Annotated in this window: 15 protein-coding genes and 1 other RNA gene; 2 read left to right on the top strand and 14 right to left on the bottom strand. The window is 48.0% G+C overall.

Annotation, left to right across the window (positions count from 1 at the left end):
• Positions 1-56: 56 nt before the first annotated feature.
• The 7 genes from QMA09_RS12035 to QMA09_RS12005 all read right to left on the bottom strand — a co-directional run bounded on the left by QMA09_RS12035 (position 57) and on the right by QMA09_RS12005 (position 7994).
• Complete coding sequence (locus QMA09_RS12035; protein WP_290213292.1) at positions 57-1967, bottom strand: ATP-dependent DNA helicase; 1911 nt, start codon at positions 1965-1967, stop codon at positions 57-59.
• Positions 1968-2018: 51 nt separating this feature from the next.
• Positions 2019-3155: a THUMP domain-containing class I SAM-dependent RNA methyltransferase gene (locus QMA09_RS12030; protein ID WP_290213291.1), complete on the bottom strand. Its 1137-nt coding sequence runs from the start codon at positions 3153-3155 to the stop codon at positions 2019-2021.
• A 120-nt stretch (positions 3156-3275) separates the two neighbouring features.
• Positions 3276-3653: RNase P RNA component class B (gene rnpB, locus QMA09_RS12025), an RNA gene on the bottom strand.
• A 49-nt stretch (positions 3654-3702) separates the two neighbouring features.
• Positions 3703-3996 carry a cell division regulator GpsB gene (gene gpsB, locus QMA09_RS12020; RefSeq protein WP_183736391.1) on the bottom strand — a complete coding sequence of 98 codons (294 nt, stop codon included), beginning with the start codon at positions 3994-3996 and terminating at the stop codon, positions 3703-3705.
• 98 nt (positions 3997-4094) lie between these two features.
• Positions 4095-5345 (bottom strand): ribonuclease H-like domain-containing protein, encoded by a 1251-nt coding sequence (locus QMA09_RS12015; protein ID WP_290213290.1) that lies wholly within the window; start codon positions 5343-5345, stop codon positions 4095-4097.
• A 7-nt stretch (positions 5346-5352) separates the two neighbouring features.
• Complete coding sequence (locus QMA09_RS12010; RefSeq protein WP_290213289.1) at positions 5353-7623, bottom strand: DEAD/DEAH box helicase; 2271 nt, start codon at positions 7621-7623, stop codon at positions 5353-5355.
• The gene (locus QMA09_RS12005) at positions 7620-7994 is read right to left on the bottom strand and encodes a YppE family protein (protein WP_135505468.1); all 375 of its coding nucleotides are present in this window, start codon (positions 7992-7994) and stop codon (positions 7620-7622) included. The genes QMA09_RS12010 and QMA09_RS12005 overlap by 4 nt, the downstream gene beginning before the upstream one ends.
• Positions 7995-8181: 187 nt before the next feature.
• On the opposite strand from QMA09_RS12005, the gene recU reads away from it, so the two are divergent.
• Entirely contained in the window at positions 8182-8778 is a 597-nt protein-coding gene (gene recU / locus QMA09_RS12000; protein ID WP_135505465.1) for a Holliday junction resolvase RecU, read from the top strand.
• 30 nt (positions 8779-8808) lie between these two features.
• Positions 8809-11562: a PBP1A family penicillin-binding protein gene (locus tag QMA09_RS11995; RefSeq protein WP_290213288.1), complete on the top strand. Its 2754-nt coding sequence runs from the start codon at positions 8809-8811 to the stop codon at positions 11560-11562.
• Positions 11563-11603: 41 nt separating this feature from the next.
• On the opposite strand, the gene QMA09_RS11990 is transcribed toward QMA09_RS11995, so the two are convergent.
• Genes QMA09_RS11990 through QMA09_RS11960 form a run of 7 tightly spaced genes read right to left on the bottom strand, consistent with a single transcriptional unit; the run spans position 11604 to position 16524 of the window.
• Complete coding sequence (locus QMA09_RS11990) at positions 11604-11927, bottom strand: YpoC family protein (protein WP_290213287.1); 324 nt, start codon at positions 11925-11927, stop codon at positions 11604-11606.
• The gene (gene nth / locus QMA09_RS11985; RefSeq protein WP_290213286.1) at positions 11902-12582 is read right to left on the bottom strand and encodes an endonuclease III; all 681 of its coding nucleotides are present in this window, start codon (positions 12580-12582) and stop codon (positions 11902-11904) included. Before nth ends, QMA09_RS11990 begins: the two co-directional genes overlap by 26 nt.
• Positions 12583-12593: 11 nt before the next feature.
• Positions 12594-13295 (bottom strand): DnaD domain-containing protein, encoded by a 702-nt coding sequence (locus QMA09_RS11980; RefSeq protein WP_290213285.1) that lies wholly within the window; start codon positions 13293-13295, stop codon positions 12594-12596.
• A 46-nt stretch (positions 13296-13341) separates the two neighbouring features.
• Positions 13342-14637 (bottom strand): asparagine--tRNA ligase, encoded by a 1296-nt coding sequence (asnS, locus tag QMA09_RS11975; RefSeq protein ID WP_135505445.1) that lies wholly within the window; start codon positions 14635-14637, stop codon positions 13342-13344.
• Between the two features lie 26 nt (positions 14638-14663).
• Positions 14664-15893: a pyridoxal phosphate-dependent aminotransferase gene (locus QMA09_RS11970; protein ID WP_483313555.1), complete on the bottom strand. Its 1230-nt coding sequence runs from the start codon at positions 15891-15893 to the stop codon at positions 14664-14666.
• Positions 15869-16345, bottom strand: a complete 477-nt coding sequence (locus tag QMA09_RS11965; protein ID WP_290213284.1) for a cell wall elongation regulator TseB-like domain-containing protein — start codon at positions 16343-16345, stop codon at positions 15869-15871. The genes QMA09_RS11970 and QMA09_RS11965 overlap by 25 nt, the downstream gene beginning before the upstream one ends.
• A gap of 8 nt (positions 16346-16353) precedes the next feature.
• Complete coding sequence (locus tag QMA09_RS11960; protein ID WP_135505439.1) at positions 16354-16524, bottom strand: YpmA family protein; 171 nt, start codon at positions 16522-16524, stop codon at positions 16354-16356.
• Between the last annotated feature and the right edge of the window lie 7 nt (positions 16525-16531).

Here is a 16531-nt window from a genome sequence, read left to right as displayed (position 1 = left end):
ACAAAAATCCCTCCAATATCAGCATTGAAACATCAGTGTATCATAAACCGAAAGGCCTATAGGAAATTATTTGCGGCTACCGGCAAAACTTTATCCCATAGATGTTCTATCACCAATTCTTCTTCGTTCAATAAAAGGTGAATTTCTCCGTAATCACGTGATGTGCGGATCAAACGGCCGATGCCTTGCTGAATGCGCAACTGCATAAACGGCAAATCGATTTCTTCAAGTGGGTTCAAGCTGAATTTGCGTTTCGCTTCGAAAACCGGATCTTTTGGTGGCAAAGGCAGATCGACAATGATGACTTTCGTCAAAGCTTCACCCGGCAAGTCCAAACCTTCCCAAAGATGATACGAACACAGCACTTGGAATTTGCCTTCCTGGAAGTCTTTGACGACGGTCGACAATTCCCGGTCCCCTTCAAATTCAATCGTGTATGGATGTGCAAGCGGCAGTGACTGCTTGAAGTTCTCCATATCGATTTTTGATTTGAACAACACCAAGGTTTGGTCTCCGCTCGACAATAAATCGTAGACACGGCTGAATTTCTGTTCTTGCGGCAGCGCGTGCTTGAAAATCTTCATGACTTCTTCGTAATCGAATGGCGATGGCACCGAGAACGATTGGAAATCGTCGATGCCTAGGCTGTCAGCGATATAAGTAAAGTCTTTTTGAATGGAAAGCGTGGCAGAAGAAAAAATGATCGGCATTTTGCCGTCGAAGAATTTCTCTTCCAAGATATCCGTTACCAAGCGCGGCATGATGACAAGCGTCTCGATTTCATCTTTCACTTCGAGCCAATTTACGGCATCGCCTTTTTCGATGAAAAGTTTCATGGCGAACGTATAAAGGTCAAAATACTCTTCCGCAATTTTCAAATCGTATTCCGGAATCGTGTACAATTCACCTTCAAAGACGAACTCTTCCAAGAGCGAATCGATTTTATTGATCAGCTTATGGCCGAGCATCAACAAATCGTCCGATTTGGTGATCGCTTTGCGATCTTCGTCCGACGCAATCGTATTTGCGCGCAGCACGCGGAAAAATTCATTGTGCAAATCAATGGTTTGCTCAATCAGGCCGAGCGTTTTTTCACGTACGCCATCGACCATGACGCGTTCAGTGACGTTCAGCAGCGTCATTTCCTGCACTTCGTACGTCAATGCGCGCTGTGCAGCAAATTCCAATAAATGCCCTTCATCCAAAACAATTTGCGAAACTTCCGGCAACAAAGGCGTCTGGCCTTCGCGGATGCGGGTTTCTTTCGTCCAGATGTGCTCCATCAGGAAATCGTGTGAACAAATGACAAGGTCGGTCGCTTCGCGGTAATGGTTGCGGTGGATCGTCTGTCCGCATTTATTGCGCAGCTCGCATGCCGTGCAATTTTGGATCGGATGGTAATTGACTTGCTGCCATTCGTCATCGGTGACGTCCGGATAGCTTGAACGTTCGCCGTACGGATACGTGTTTTGCATCGAATAGGTTTTGTTGACGAATTCCGGCAAACTGAATTCAATGTCATCCAGGAAATCGGCGTCGCTGCGCTTTTGTGCGCCTTCAAGCCTTTGCAGGCATAGATATTGGTCCCGCGATTTGGCCAGGCGGACATCCAATTTCAAATCGAACATGGCGTCCAAACGGTCGATATCGCCGCCTTTTTTGACAAGCTGTTCGATCAAAGTTTCGTCAGCACAGGAAATCAATGCCGGCTTGCCGGTATAGCGGGCGTAGGCAATGGCTGGCAAAAGGTACGCCAATGTTTTTCCGGTCCCGACGCCTGCTTCGGCGAACAGGACGGATTTGTCTTTCAGCGCCTGCTCAATCTGGAACGCCATGAAAATCTGTTCATCTCGCAGATCAAAGCCTTTTTCCGGCAATTCGTCGTAAAAGACATCCCCGATCCAGTCGTTCAGCGATTCAAAGAATGTTTTATCTTTCGATAATGGAAATGGTAATGGCTGTCTCATCTAATTCTCCTCACAGAGAAACGGAAGGGCTGGGGCCCTTCCGTTCTCATGTCATTTGTTTTTCGAGCGTTCTCCCCAGAATTGGAACAAGTCCGTGCGGATAAAGCCGTTGAACAGTTTGCGTTTTTTCGTGGCCGGCTGGCCGTATAAGGTTTCAAAACGGGCCATCGATGACAGCATATAAACCGACCAGGTCGGATGCTTCGCAAAGATGTTGCCCATATCCTTGATCATTTCTTCAATCACTTCAATTTCACCGATCCGCTCGCCATATGGCGGATTGCCGATGACGACGCCGTTTTCTTCATTCGTCGTAAAGTCTTTTATTTGGCGCTGCTGGAATTTGATGATGTCGGCAAAGCCGGCTTCACGCGCATTTTCCTCAGCCACTCTGATCATTTTGTGGTCGATATCGGTGCCGAGAATGTTCAGCGGCTGGTCGTAATTCGCAAGCTCTTCCGCTTCTTCTCGGACATCGTCCCAAATCTGCTGCGTCATCCACGGCCAATTTTCACTGTCGAAATCACGGTTATAGCCTGGCGCGATGTTCTGTCCGATCATTGCCGCTTCGATCGCAATCGTCCCGGATCCACAGAACGGATCGACAAAAGGCCGGTCCGGCGTCCAACGGGATAGTTTCACCAAAGCTGCCGCTAAGGTTTCTTTCAACGGTGCTTCCCCTTGATCCAAGCGGTAGCCGCGCTTATGCAAGCCTGCTCCGCTTGTGTCGATCGACAATTGGACTTTGTCTTTCAGGATTGACACTTCGATTTTAAAGCGGGCACCCGATTCGTCCAAGAACGAGTTCCGGTGATAGGCTTTTTTCAAGCGTTCAACGATCGCTTTTTTGACTAATGCCTGGCAATCCGGCACACTGTATAGCTTTGATTTCACTGATTTCCCCTGTACCGGAAAATTGGCATCGACCGGCAGGAATTTTTCCCAATCCAACGCTTTCGTTTGTTCAAACAATTCATCGAATGTATACGCGCTGAATTCGCCTGCGATGATTTTCACCCGGTCTGCCGTCCGCAGCCAAAGGTTTGTGAAAGCGATATCGCGCTCATCGCCTTCGAAAAACACTTTGCCGTTTTCAGTTTGTGTTTCGTATCCAAGCTGTTTTAATTCATCCGCTACGATAGACTCGAGGCCCATGGCAGCTGTCGCTAATAATTTAAATTTAGTCATATAAGCTCCTTTTCCTGTCCCCGCCTTTTTGAAGGGGGCCAAGTTCAATCCGATTCCATAATAAGTAGAAAAGCTCCCCGCAAGGAGAGCCTTCAATAAGCATTTTAAAGCCAAACGAAATTCTATAAGCCATGTTTTGTTTCCACGTACTCAAACAGCTTGCGCCTCGTACTAGTGGACGGCAACCATCTATCTGCAAGCCTAGCTTGCCTCTTCCTCCGTTGGATTCCATCGGAAAAGTGCCCCTACCATAATTTGGGTTTCTCACTCGCGGGGTTTACCTCGTTCCACCTGCATAATTTCTTATGCAGCTCCGTCACTGTGGCACCTTCAGGGTATTTCGGCCATATCCGAAGACTTAGGCGTTCTACCCGCCGTCAACCGCTATGCGGCTGCCTCAGCTTATTGTTTCGCTGAGCGCGATCACTACGTCCATTGCAGGGCCGTGTGAGCATGGACTTTCCTCTCCAGACTGAACTGGAGCGATTGCCAGAATTTCAGATGGCTTAACAAGTATACGCTATAAGAGCGAAACTTTCAATCCCAATCAATTGTTGTTCAATTTGCTGCCAAACACGTGGTTTTCAAGATGGGACAAACGGCGCAAAATATCGAAATTGGTTGTTCCTGGAGCTGGAGTTGCCTGTTTTCTCGGCATATCTTCCATCTCAGCACGAAGCCGCTTGTTTTCGTTTTGCAATTGTTCGATTTTTTTGCTGAAGATTTCATAGTCCTGGATGATATCATCTAAAAAATGGTCCACTTCATCCTGGTTATAACCGCGCATTCCCGTTTTGAAGTCTTTTTCCAAAATGTCTTTCGCTGTGAATTTATTGTCCATTTTAATCGTCCTTCCGTAACGTGCAACTAGATATTGACGTTTTTGCAAAATAAAAACTTGCTTTACGCTAAGTATAGCATAAGGCAAGTTTTGCGTGTCTAGTTCTTATCAAGTTGCAGTTCTTTTTTTCGTTTTTTTTCATGAAGACGGATCAGCCGTTTATGGATATCCTGCTCTAGCGATTTCCGCACGTGGGTATGCTCGCTCGCCTCTTTTGCAAAATTGGCCATGATGATCGCCTGGTCCACATTGCGCAGCTGATGTTCGTACAGTTTTGACGCGTGGACCCAAGCTTCGACTTCTGCTGCCCCGCGGAGATGCGGTGCCGCTTCTTTAAAAAGCTTTACCGCTTCGGCGTGGTCACCGTTCCGTTTTTTCTGGATGGCCAGGAAAAATCGCGCCAATGCGGCGCCGCTTCCACGCTCTTGTGTAACATGTTCCAGATAAGCCGCACTTTGGTCGTATTGTTTCAAGTCCGCATACCATTTGCCGATATTGGTATAAGCTCCGCTTGTTTCTGACAACATATCCTCCATTAGCAGATCCGATGACAGCACATACAGCGAAACGAGCGACAGAATGTCGAGCTCGTTATGAAACAGCACTTTAGCCAGTCCATCCGTATAGCCGCTCTTCACTGCATCAAGATAAATCGCCGGAATGAGGAAGCCCGGGACATCGCCGACCCGCTCGAATCCCAGCTTTTCCGATTCGATCGTGCTGAGCTTCATGCGCTCGAGTTCATTTTTCCAAATGCGTTTCGTGCCATGGAACAAATCAATCTGCTTCGGCACCGGCAGCTTCGGCAGCGTTTGCCGGTGCATCGTCCACCTTGACGTCAGCTGCGGCCAATCAAAGCTTTTGCCGTTATAGGAAAAAATGGTCGGCTCATCGTCCTGCCACAAGCCGGTTTCGTAAAGAAACGCAGCCTCATGAGAGGGATCGGGCATAATGTATTGCGTCATTTCAAAATGATCGCTTTTCTTCACCAGGATGCCGATCAGGAAAATATAAGCGCCCGTTCCGCTAAGTCCCGTCGTTTCGGTATCAAAAAACAGGATGGGTTCTTCTTTTTTCAATTTGAACGGATGCTCAAACGGCGCTTGTTCCCACGCAGTCCGCACCCGGTCCAGCTCCGACAGGCTAACATTGCCATGAATCGTATCGAGCGGGTAACGGATCCGTTTCACGTAAACAAAGCCGAAGCGGTTTTCAATCAATTCCAGACCAATGCCCGCCCATGCTTCTTCAAAGGCGGGCCGTTCAATGGTTCTTGGTTTGGCTTGCTTTTTAGTCGGCTGCTTTTTCAGCATGCCTTTCATCTGCATCAATTTATTTTCAAACGACATCGGACGGTCACCCCTCTTTTCGAAGCTCGTTCAACAAGTCGATTACATGATTTTTCATGCTGACAGCTGCATCCTGTGCACCAATGCATGACGGACAGCCATCAAAACACGGACATTCTTCCACGTGCTGCTGCGCTTTTTCAAGCAGCGGCTGCCACAAATCGTAGATGCGCTCGCTGATGCCGATGCCGCCCGGGTATGAATCATGGATAAAAAAGGACGGCATGTCATTATGCGGCGATTTCACTTGCGGCACGACGTGGACATCCCTCCTGTCGCATTGGACAAAAATCGGGATGAATGACTCGATGGCGTAAGCCGCTCCGGTCATTGTATCCGACAGCTCGGAATCGCTGAATTCCGCAGGTTTTGTAAAACTTAGCCAGGTCGATGAAGTATGGAGCTCTTCAGCAGGCAGCGTAATCGGCCCCGAACCGATATTATCGTGTGTATCGAAACGGATTTTCTTGAAAATCGTCGGCATCGCCAAAACAGCGATATCCCCATATTGGACATCCGATCCGTGGAATTTCTTTGACTTGTCTTCGCTCAACACTTTCAATTCGACCGCCAGATTGGCGTCCGTGAAATAATCCACATCAACTTCCGTGACGAAGGCTTTCTTTTCTTCCCAGTCCAGGATCTCAACTTGGAATTGAGTACCCTGATGCAGGTAAATCGCTTCTTCGTGCAACAGCGTCATGGCGCTGAAACGATCCATCTCTCCGATGACGCGTGTATTCGCCGGCACCGATTGGTCGATGATGACGACATTTTCCTGGGATGCGGAGCGCAGGGAGATGTCATGCGCCGGGAATCGGTCGCTCATCCAATGCCACCGTTCACTTGTGCGCACCAGAACCCCTTCTTCCTGCAAATACTCCAGCAACTCCTGGACATCGAATTCCCCGTACTGATCGTCTGTCGAGAAAGGCAATTCAAAAGACGCGCATTTCAAGTGGTCCATCAAGATGATGATATTTTCCGGGTGGATGCGCGCTTCCTCAGGCGATTGATCCAAAAGGTACTCCGGATGGTTGATGATGTATTGATCGAGCGCGGTGGATTGGGCCACATAAACGACCAATGATTCATCTTGCCTTCTGCCGGCGCGGCCCGCCTGTTGCCAAGCGCTGGCGATATTGCCAGGGTAGCCGGTCATGATGCAGGCCTGCAGCTGGCCGATATCAACGCCAAGCTCAAGTGCGTTCGTCGACACGACACATTGAATCGAACCGTCGCGCAGCCCCTTTTCAATGGCACGGCGTTCGGTCGGCAAATAACCGCCGCGGTATCCTTTAATGGATTCATCCTGCAGCTTCGTTTTCGTGATGGCCTGCAAATACGTGACAAGCATCTCCACCCGCACCCGGCTCTTCGCAAAAACGATCGTCTGGATCCCTTGTTTGATCAAATGGGTCGCGAGGTCCCGCACTTCAAGAACCGCGCTTCTGCGTACACCGAATGTCGGATGGACAATCGGCGGATTGTAAAAGACAATATGCTTTTTACCGGACGGTGCCCCGTTCTGGTCGATCAGCACATGCTCTTCATTTGTCAGGCTCTCTGCAAGTTCCTTGGGGTTGGCGATTGTCGCGGAGGTACAGATAAACACCGGGTTGCTGCCATAAAATTCACAGATGCGCTTCAGCCTGCGGATAACATGTGCCACATGGGTGCCGAACACACCTTTGTACGTATGGAGCTCGTCGATAACTATATAATGAAGGTTCTCGAAAAGCGATACCCATTTCGTATGGTGCGGCAGAATTGCCGAATGCAGCATATCCGGATTGGTCATGACGATTTGTCCCGCTTTTCTCACTTTCGTACGGATCGCCGGTGACGTATCGCCGTCATAGGTATAGGAAAGGATATCTTTCTCCGTTTTCTCGATCAAATCGTGAAGATCGCTTTTCTGGTCTTGCGCCAGCGCTTTTGTGGGAAACAAATACAACGCACGCGCGCCCGGGTCATTGAGGATTTTATGCAGCACAGGCAAGTGATAGCAATACGATTTGCCGGATGCCGTAGGCGTCACTGCCGTAAATGACTTGCCGTCCACTGCCAGATCGAAAGCCTGCCGTTGATGCGTATAAAGCTGTTCAATCCCTTTTTTTCGCAGCGCCGCCTTTAAACTTTCATGCATAGCCGGCGGAAAATCGGCATAAGCAGCCGGCTTTTCCGGTTTCGTATGCCAATGTTCAATCCGTTCCATCATGTCCGGCTCTGTTTTCCATTCAGCGAGCAGCTCAGGTAGCTTCTTTTTTCTGATCATCTGTCTTCGCCCTTTTCGTCGATTTCGTCGATGGCCAGCATCAGCGTCTGCAAGGTGTATTGCGCCGCCTGGATGGTTTGGACAAACCGTTTTTTGCTTGTCTCTTTATAGAAACTTTGTACAAAAACTTGCGCCATGCCTTCCGCAGCCGTATCGATCGTTGGTTTATGTGCATATTTTGGCCGCTCCTGCTGGATATAAAGCAAGGATTCCCGCTGCCATTCGTTTATCTTCTCGTGCCAGTAATCTGCATATGGTTTCACATCTTTATAGAAATCCGGTACCGCGTCTTTTTCGCGCATGGCGTAAAAGCGGTCCAGGCATTTTCCGCATTCGTCAAATAAGGCGGAAGAGAGTTCTTTAACTGTCATTTATCGTCCCTCCATTGCCATTAGTTTATCATATAAGCAAAAGCTTCACTAACTTATCGAACAGGCATTCTTTTCATTTGGATTTGCCTCAGGAATCCGCTATTATTAGGCTAGCCTATTTGGAACCTTTCATACCGGAAGTCGTCTTAGTCCGTGTGATATGATAAGATAAGCGAGGTGTATCACAATGGCAATAAATTATCCTAACGGCAAGAAATTTATCCCAGCTAAAGAACAGCCGGTGAAAAAGAAGAAAAAGGATTTCTCTTTCAGTAATCGGGGTAAAACTTTAGAGGATGAATTAAATGAAACCAATGAATACTACTTGCATTTAGGACTTGCAGTCATTCATAAAAAGCCGGTTCCAGTCCAAATCGTCAAAGTCGAATACCCTTCAAGAAGTGCCGCGGTCATTCGGGAAGCCTATTTCCGGGCACCTTCCACCACGGATTATAATGGGGTGTGGAATGGGCGATACATCGACTTTGAAGCAAAGGAAACGGAAAACAAAACTTCCTTTCCGCTGAAAAACATCCACGAACATCAAATCCATCACATGTCCCAGGTCGTCAAGCATCAGGGGCTGGCATTTATGATCATCCGTTTTTCAGCGCTGCAGCGATATTTCATCATCCGTTTTGAAGCGCTTGAAGTTTTTTGGGACCGCATGTTGACTGGCGGACGAAAATCCATCGCGCTGCAAGAAATCGAAGACATTGCAATCGAAGTCGTGCCGGGGGCATTTCCGCGCATTGACTACCTGCCTGTCCTCAAACAATTTTAACGAAGCATATTTGAAAGTGAGGGACCGATTGTGAGTGAAAAACCAGTTTCGCGCGAACAGCGCAGAAAAGCAATCGAACAACAGAAGAAGAAAAGCAACCAGAAAAGCAAGAAACCAAAAGGCGGAGGCTGGATTAAACGAATTTTCCTGATCCTTCTGCTGATTGGCGTAATCGGCCTCGTATTCGGCATCGGCCTCTTTACTTATTACGCGAGCAGCGCCCCCGAAATTGATGAAGAACTTCTCCGCGATCCGATCAGCCCGACCATCCTGGCAGCTGACGGCAAAACGGAAATTCCCTATATGACCGCAGAAAACCGCGAATATATCGAATATGAAGATATTCCAAAAGTGATGGAAGACGCCATATTGGCGACGGAAGACAATCGCTTCTATGACCATTCAGGGATTGACGTCATCCGCCTCGGCGGTGCTGTCATCGCCAACATCACCGGAGGTTTCGGTTCACAAGGAGCCAGCACCATCACCCAGCAGGTCATCAAAAACTCCTTCCTTTCGAATGATAAGACATTGAAGCGAAAAGCGCAGGAAGCATACCTTGCATACAAGCTTGAACAGAAATACGAAAAAGAAGAAATCTTTGAAATGTATTTCAACAAAATTTTGATGTCTGGCAATATTTACGGCTTCGGCACCGCTTCTCAGCATTTCTATGGCAAGCCATTGAACGAATTGGCCTTGCACGAATCCGCATTGCTTGCAGGCATGCCGCAAAGCCCGAACGGCTACAACCCTTTCAATAATCCGGAGCGCGCTGAAACGCGCCGCAACGTCGTATTGAAATTGATGGAGCAGCACGGCAAAATCACCACTGCAGAAAAGGAAGAAGCCCAGGCGGCTTCCGCGACAGACTCCTTGCTGCCGGAAGACCAGCGCAAACAAGTCGTCGAAACAAATGAATATACGGCGTTCATGGAAATGATGGAAAACGAACTTGAATCTCTTGATGGAGATTACGCAATGGATGAAGGGTTGACAATTCATACAACCTTGGATCCAAATGCTCAAAAAGTGGTCAACAATGCGATGGCATCCGATTTGTTCTTCGATGAGGAAGTTCAATCTGCAATGACAGTCGTCGACACCAAAACCGGCGGCATCCGTGCTGTCGGAGCCGGCCGCGATTACAGCGGTGATGTCCGCATCAATCGCGCGACAGCCAAAGACCGCAACATCGGCTCCACGATCAAGCCGCTGATCGATTATGGTCCTGCAATCGAGTACCTTGACTGGTCGACAGGCGAAACAGTCGTGGATGAACCCCTTTCCTATGAAAGCGGCCAGGAAATCCGCAACGTTGACGGCGAGTTTCTCGGCACGATGTCGATCAGAGAAGCATTATACCGCTCACGCAATATCCCGGCAGTAAAGACTTTGGAAGAAGTCGGAGCAGAAAATGCTGCAGACTTTACAAAGAAATTAGGGCTTGAAATAGAAAATGTCTACGAATCAACAGCGTTAGGTACGGATAATATCTCCACTGTCGAAATGGCTGGTGCTTTTGCGGCATTCGGCAATAATGGCTCTTATACAGCACCGCATACGATCACCAAAATCGTTTTCCGCGATGGCTCGACTGAACAGATCGTCAAGCCAGAACCGGTACAAGCAATGAAAGACAGTACAGCTTATATGGTCACTGACATGCTGCGCGACGTGGTCGATACTGACCTGCGCGGTTCGACAGGCAAAGAAGCATCCATCAGCGGCTTGGATCTGGCTGGCAAAACCGGTACATCCAATTACACTGAAGATGAACTGGACAAATATGGTCTAGATGCATCATCCGCACCGGATATCTGGTTTGCCGGCTATACTCCGGAATATTCAATCTCCGTATGGAGCGGCTACCCGACGCGCGCAGTCGGCGTCGACACTGACTCTGATGAACGGTTATTGTCCCAGCGCCTTTTCAAAACAGTCATGTCCGAGATTTCAACAAGCGAAAGCGGAACGTTCACCCAGCCTGATTCGGTTGTAGAACTCCAAGTTGAAGAAGGTACATCCCCTCTTCAACTGGCGAGCGCATACACACCGTATAGCTTGCGCAGCACAGAGTTGTTCGCAAAAGGCACGGAGCCGAACCAAGTTTCAGAACGCTACGTTCAGGAAGACCTTAACGCCCCATCAGGCTTGAGAGCAAATGTAGATGGCGAAAATGTTAATCTCTCTTGGAACTATGGTGATGCAGGCAATGTAGCTTTCGAAGTATCTGTTGAAGTTGACGGATCTCGTTCGGTCTTGACAACTACAGACGAACAGGGCTATACGTTCAGCGGTCTTGAAGAAGGCAAAACGTATACCTTCCGGGTTGCGGCAGTCACTGATGACCAGCGAAGCGACTCTGCTTCTGTGTCCGTCGAAGTTGCTGCCCGTCCAGAAGAGCCTGTGGAAGAACCTGAAGAACCAGTAGAAGAAGAGCCTCCTGTTGAAGAAGAACCTCCGACCGAGGAAGAACCGGCTGAAGAAGAGCCTCCTGCTGAGGAAGAACCTCCAGCCGAGGAAGAACCGGCTGAAGAAGAGCCTCCTGCTGAAGAAGAACCTCCGGCCGAGGAACAACCTCCTGCTGAGGAAGAACCAGCGGATGAAGGCGAAGAAGCTCCGCCTGAAGATGGCGGCGAAGATGAAACCGAAGCCAATCCCGCTTCCGTTGACCCTGCCAATGCTGGAGAAGGCCAAAACGAAAATGACAACAGCAACAACAATGATAACGGAAACAACAACGAGAACAATGGCAATGGAAACGGTGATGATCGTCCATAAACCATAAAATCCCCCCAACGCTTTAGGCGTCGGGGGGATTTTTAATGGGCATTTTTATTCAACTGGATCCGCTTTGAAGAAATCTTTTTATTCATTTCCCTAAACAATTCATCGAGCTGTCGGAAAGCGGCGAATTGAGCCGGTTTTGCTTTGACAAAGCTTAACCGCTCCCCGCAATTCAAAGGCGCCAGTTCCCCTCCGCATTCTTCCAGCAACGCTGCAAAGAGCAGGATTCCTTGTGCCATCAGCTCGTCAGCGCTTTTGCTGCGCTGCTGATGGACGTACAGCAATTCCGTACTTAACCGCTGCCACTGGACAAAATAAGGGTCAATCGTTTCTTTAGTTAATTTTTGTGACTGCTTCATGTTTAACCAGCCCTTTTTTATCACGTTTCTTGCCTTCTCTGCAACGATCGAATAATGGGCAAATGTGGCATCCCGGATTCTGGGCTTTGCAATGATAGCGTCCGAAAAAAATGATTTGATGATGGGTCTTCGACCAATCTTCCGCCGGTGTTTTTTTCATGATTGTCTCTTCCACTTGCAACGGATTGTCTTTCCACCGGTTCAGTCCAAGCCTTTTAGCAACGCGTTCCACATGCGTATCCACGGCTAGAGCGGGAATGCCGAACGCCACCGATACGACGACATTCGCCGTTTTTCGGCCGACCCCTGGCAATGTCGTCAATAAATCACGGTCTGCCGGGACAGTGCTGCCGTACTCATCAATTAGAATCCGGCTTAGAGCTTGAATATTTTTCGCTTTATTGCGAAACAATCCGATGGAACGGATATCATCTTGAAGTTCTTCGAGCGTTACAGAAACATAATCTTCAGGTGTGGCATACTTTTGGAAAAGTGTTTCCGTTACTCTATTGACCAATTTATCCGTGCACTGGGCGGACAGCAAGGTCGCGATCAGCAGGTCAAACGGATTCCGGTGAATCAGTTCACAATGAGCATCTGGAAACATTTCATCCATTTCTTCCAAACAAGATAACCATTCTTTCTTCGACATCATAAGATCACCTTCTAATTCCGGTCCTCGAGCCAATTGTAAAACTGCACTTTTTTCGTATTTGAAGCTGCAGGCTGAAGTTGGATATTTTTCTCTCTGAAAGAACTGGCGTGCTTCGAAACTTCGTTCGTCGTTTTGATGTTCTTCTTTTTCCATTCAAACAAAATACGGTCCACATAGCGCAAACTGATTTTTTGGGAAATGACAGCCTCTTTCAAAGCCATGCGGATAATGGCTGGCGTATGGCCGTCCTGGTCCATCCACATGGAAATCGTCTCTATTTCCATCGGAGATAAAAACCTGCCGAATTCTTGTTCAAAGAGCTGGAAAATCTCTCCTTCAAGCTCTTTCTGGGACGATTCCTGTTCGGCTTGCTTCTCTTTATACACACAATCCAGGAGGCGATCCCAAAGCGGCAGCAAGGAAATGCGCTCTGTCTTCACATCTTCTCCAGGTTCCTGTTCGATTGCGAGAAACCCTTGCTGCATCAATTTCTGCAGCATGGTTGTTACAGTTGTCTGTGTGGCCATCATGCGTGCTCCTACTTCATCAGGCGTCGGAAACGGATTTCCCGCCTGTTGGTATGCATGGATGTGCATAATCAGCATCGCTTCTTCATCGGTTATCTTCAACTCTTTATAAAACTGAAAAAAGAGCTGGGAAATGTTAACATTCCCCTGCTCGATCCAGGTGTGCAATCGATTCGGCTGTTTCATATCCCAACCACCTTTCTATTCTGTATTCCAATGTCCTGTTCAACAATTAAGGGTATAGACGGTTCAACAAGCGTGGGAATGGGATGGATTCACGGACGTGTTCCGCTCCGCTGATCCAAGCGACAGTGCGCTCCAATCCCAAGCCGAAGCCTGAATGCGGCACTGCGCCATATTTGCTGAGATCCAAATACCAAGCGTAGGCTTTTTCGTCTAAACCATGTTCAGCGATGCGCTGTTTCATCAGATCATAATCGTAGATCCGTTCAGATCCGCCGATAATTTCGCCGTAGCCTTCTGGTGCGATCAAGTCTGCGCAAAGCACAACGTCGTCGCGTTCCGGATGCGGCTGCATATAGAACGGCTTGATGCCGATCGGGTAATTGGTGATGAATACTGGCATATCGTAGTTTTCAGCAATCGCTGTTTCATGCGGCGCACCGAAGTCTTCGCCCCATTTGATGTCATCAAAACCATTGTCATTCAACCATTTGATCGCATCATCATACGATACGCGCGGGAATGGCGCTTTTATTTTTTCAAGTTTCGTCGTGTCGCGGCCCAGACGCTCCAATTCCAATTGGCAGTTTTTCAATACCGATTGAACAAGATGCGCTACAAATTGTTCTTGGACTTCCAAGCTTTCTGCATGTTCCACAAAAGCCATTTCCGGTTCAATCATCCAAAATTCGATCAAGTGGCGGCGCGTTTTGGATTTTTCAGCACGGAATGTCGGCCCGAAAGAGAAAACTTTTCCAAGCGCCATTGCAGCTGCTTCCATATAAAGCTGGCCGGATTGTGACAAATAAGCATCTTCATCGAAATACTTCGTTGCAAACAGTTCAGAAGTGCCTTCCGGCGCGGAACCCGTCAAAATTGGCGGGTCTACTTTGACAAAGCCGTTGTCGTTGAAAAATTCATACGTCGCACGGATGATTTCGTTTCGGATTTTCATGATTGCGTGCTGCTTGCGTGAACGCAGCCATAGGTGGCGGTTATCCATCAAGAATTCCGTACCGTGTTCTTTCGGGGTAATCGGGAAATCGACTGCTTCATTGATCACTTCGATGCCGCTGACGGCAAGCTCGTAGCCGAATGAAGAACGTGAGTCTTCTTTCACTTCGCCTGTTACATATAAAGAAGTCTCCTGGGTCAGCGATTTCGCAGCTGCGAATAGCTCATCCCCAACTTCCGCTTTGACGACGACCGCTTGTACAAAGCCAGATCCGTCGCGCAATTGCAAGAATGCGATTTTTCCGCTTGAGCGCTTGTTTGATACCCAAGCCCCTAATTTAATTGTCTGTCCGTTGTATTTTGCCATTTCAGCAATTGTAATCTTTTTCATCATAGCCTCCAGAAATTATATTCCACTCAGTCTTTCCATTTAGATGTTACGAAATTATGGATGCGTTCCACCGCTTCCGTCAATGCTTCAAGAGAAGTTGCGTACGATAAGCGGATCGTCGATGGCGCCCCAAATCCGGAACCTGGTATGACAGCAACGTTCGCTTCAGTCAATAGCCCTTCGACAAATTCGTCAACGGATGAATAGCCGGTTTTTTTCGCTGCTTCCGCGACATCCGGCAGCAAATAAAATGCGCCTTGCGGACGGATCACAGTGAAGCCGGGAATGGCTTCGACTTTCGGGAAAATCGTTTCCAAACGGCTTTCGAAAGCCTGGCGCATTTCCTCGACCGCATCTTGTGTTCCATTATACGCCTCAATCGCCGCGTATTGGGAAGTCGTTGTCGGATTGGACGTCGAATGGCTCGCCAAATCCGTCATCGCTTTGATTAATGCTGAATCGCCGGCTGCGTAGCCGATTCTCCAACCTGTCATCGAATGCGATTTAGAAACGCCGTTGATGATGATCGTACGGTTTTTCGCGTCTTCTGAAAGCTCAGCGATTGATGTGTGGACGGTGTCGCCGTAAATCAATTTTTCGTAAATTTCATCAGAAACAATCAGAATGTCCTTCTCGCGGCATACTTCCGCCAATTCCTGAAGTTCTTCTTTCGAGTAAATCATGCCTGTCGGATTGCTTGGCGAGTTGATGATGACTGCTTTCGTCCGCTCCGTGATGGCTTCTTTCAATTGCTGAGGCGTTATTTTGTATTGCTGGCCGGCAGTCGCTTCTATGTATACCGGAACACCTTCTGCCAATTTCACTTGCTCCGGATAGCTTACCCAATAAGGGATCGGAATGATCACTTCATCGCCTTCATTCAGCAGCACCTGGAACAAGGTATATAAGACATGCTTAGCACCAATTCCGACCATGATTTCGTTCGGCTTATACGCCAACCCTTGGTCGCGCTCCAATTTGTTGATGATTGCTTCTTTTAAAGCTGGAAGACCGCCCGCAGGCGTATATTTCGTCTTGCCTTCTTTCATCGAACGGTAAGCTGCTTCAATGATGTTTTCAGGCGTATTGTAATCCGGTTCACCAGCACCCAGGCCGATGATGTCCACACCTTGCGCTTTTAATTCATTCGCTTTTGCTGTGATCGCTAAAGTAGTGGACGGTGTTAAAGTTTGTACACGCTCTGCTAATTTAATCAATTTCTCCAACCCTTTCACATGTTCAGGATTTGTTTCCATTTCGAGCCGTCAGCCGCTAGGATGTAAACATAATTCAGCTGGTCTTTTTCATTGATAAAAACAACTTCCCAGACAGGGCCGTCTTTTTCAAGCCCTAATTTGGTATGGAGGACTTTTTTGGCATCCATTCCACCCAGCGCTACTTCGCGCGCCTGTTTTGCGGCAATGGCATTTTCCATCATCAGTTCACGCATTTCGCCTTCGCCTGCAGGCACGAAGACCGCTTTCAGTTTGCCTTCTGCATCCGTTCCGATCACCGTCACAGCTGTATGTTTATTGGCATAGACATATGCCTGTTTTACTTCCGCCAGCAGTTCCTCGTTTTTCACACGGTCAATTGCCTGCTGCTCCACTTCCGTGAACGGCTTATTGCCTGCCACCATGACGACGATCATCAAAGCAACTGCCAGAAAAGACAGAAATCCAAGTATAAATATGATCCATTGTTTCATTTTCTCACCTATGTCTTATAGATTGTAAAAATCGCTTTTTCTGGATCTTCTTTGTCCAGGGCCAACCCGAACATTAAATTATCGTGTTTTAAGGTGCGGTTCAATGCATCAACGACTTTATACAAATCTGCTTGGTAATTGACTGTCACGGTGGACAGCACTTCGATTTTCGATTCCATTAGAGCG

It is taken from the genome of Planococcus sp. APC 3906, assembly GCF_030407685.1.
Taxonomy (GTDB): Bacteria; Bacillota; Bacilli; order Bacillales_A; family Planococcaceae; genus Planococcus; species Planococcus koreensis.
Note: the sequence above shows the minus strand (reverse complement) of the source record. Positions and strands in the feature narration are given on the sequence as shown.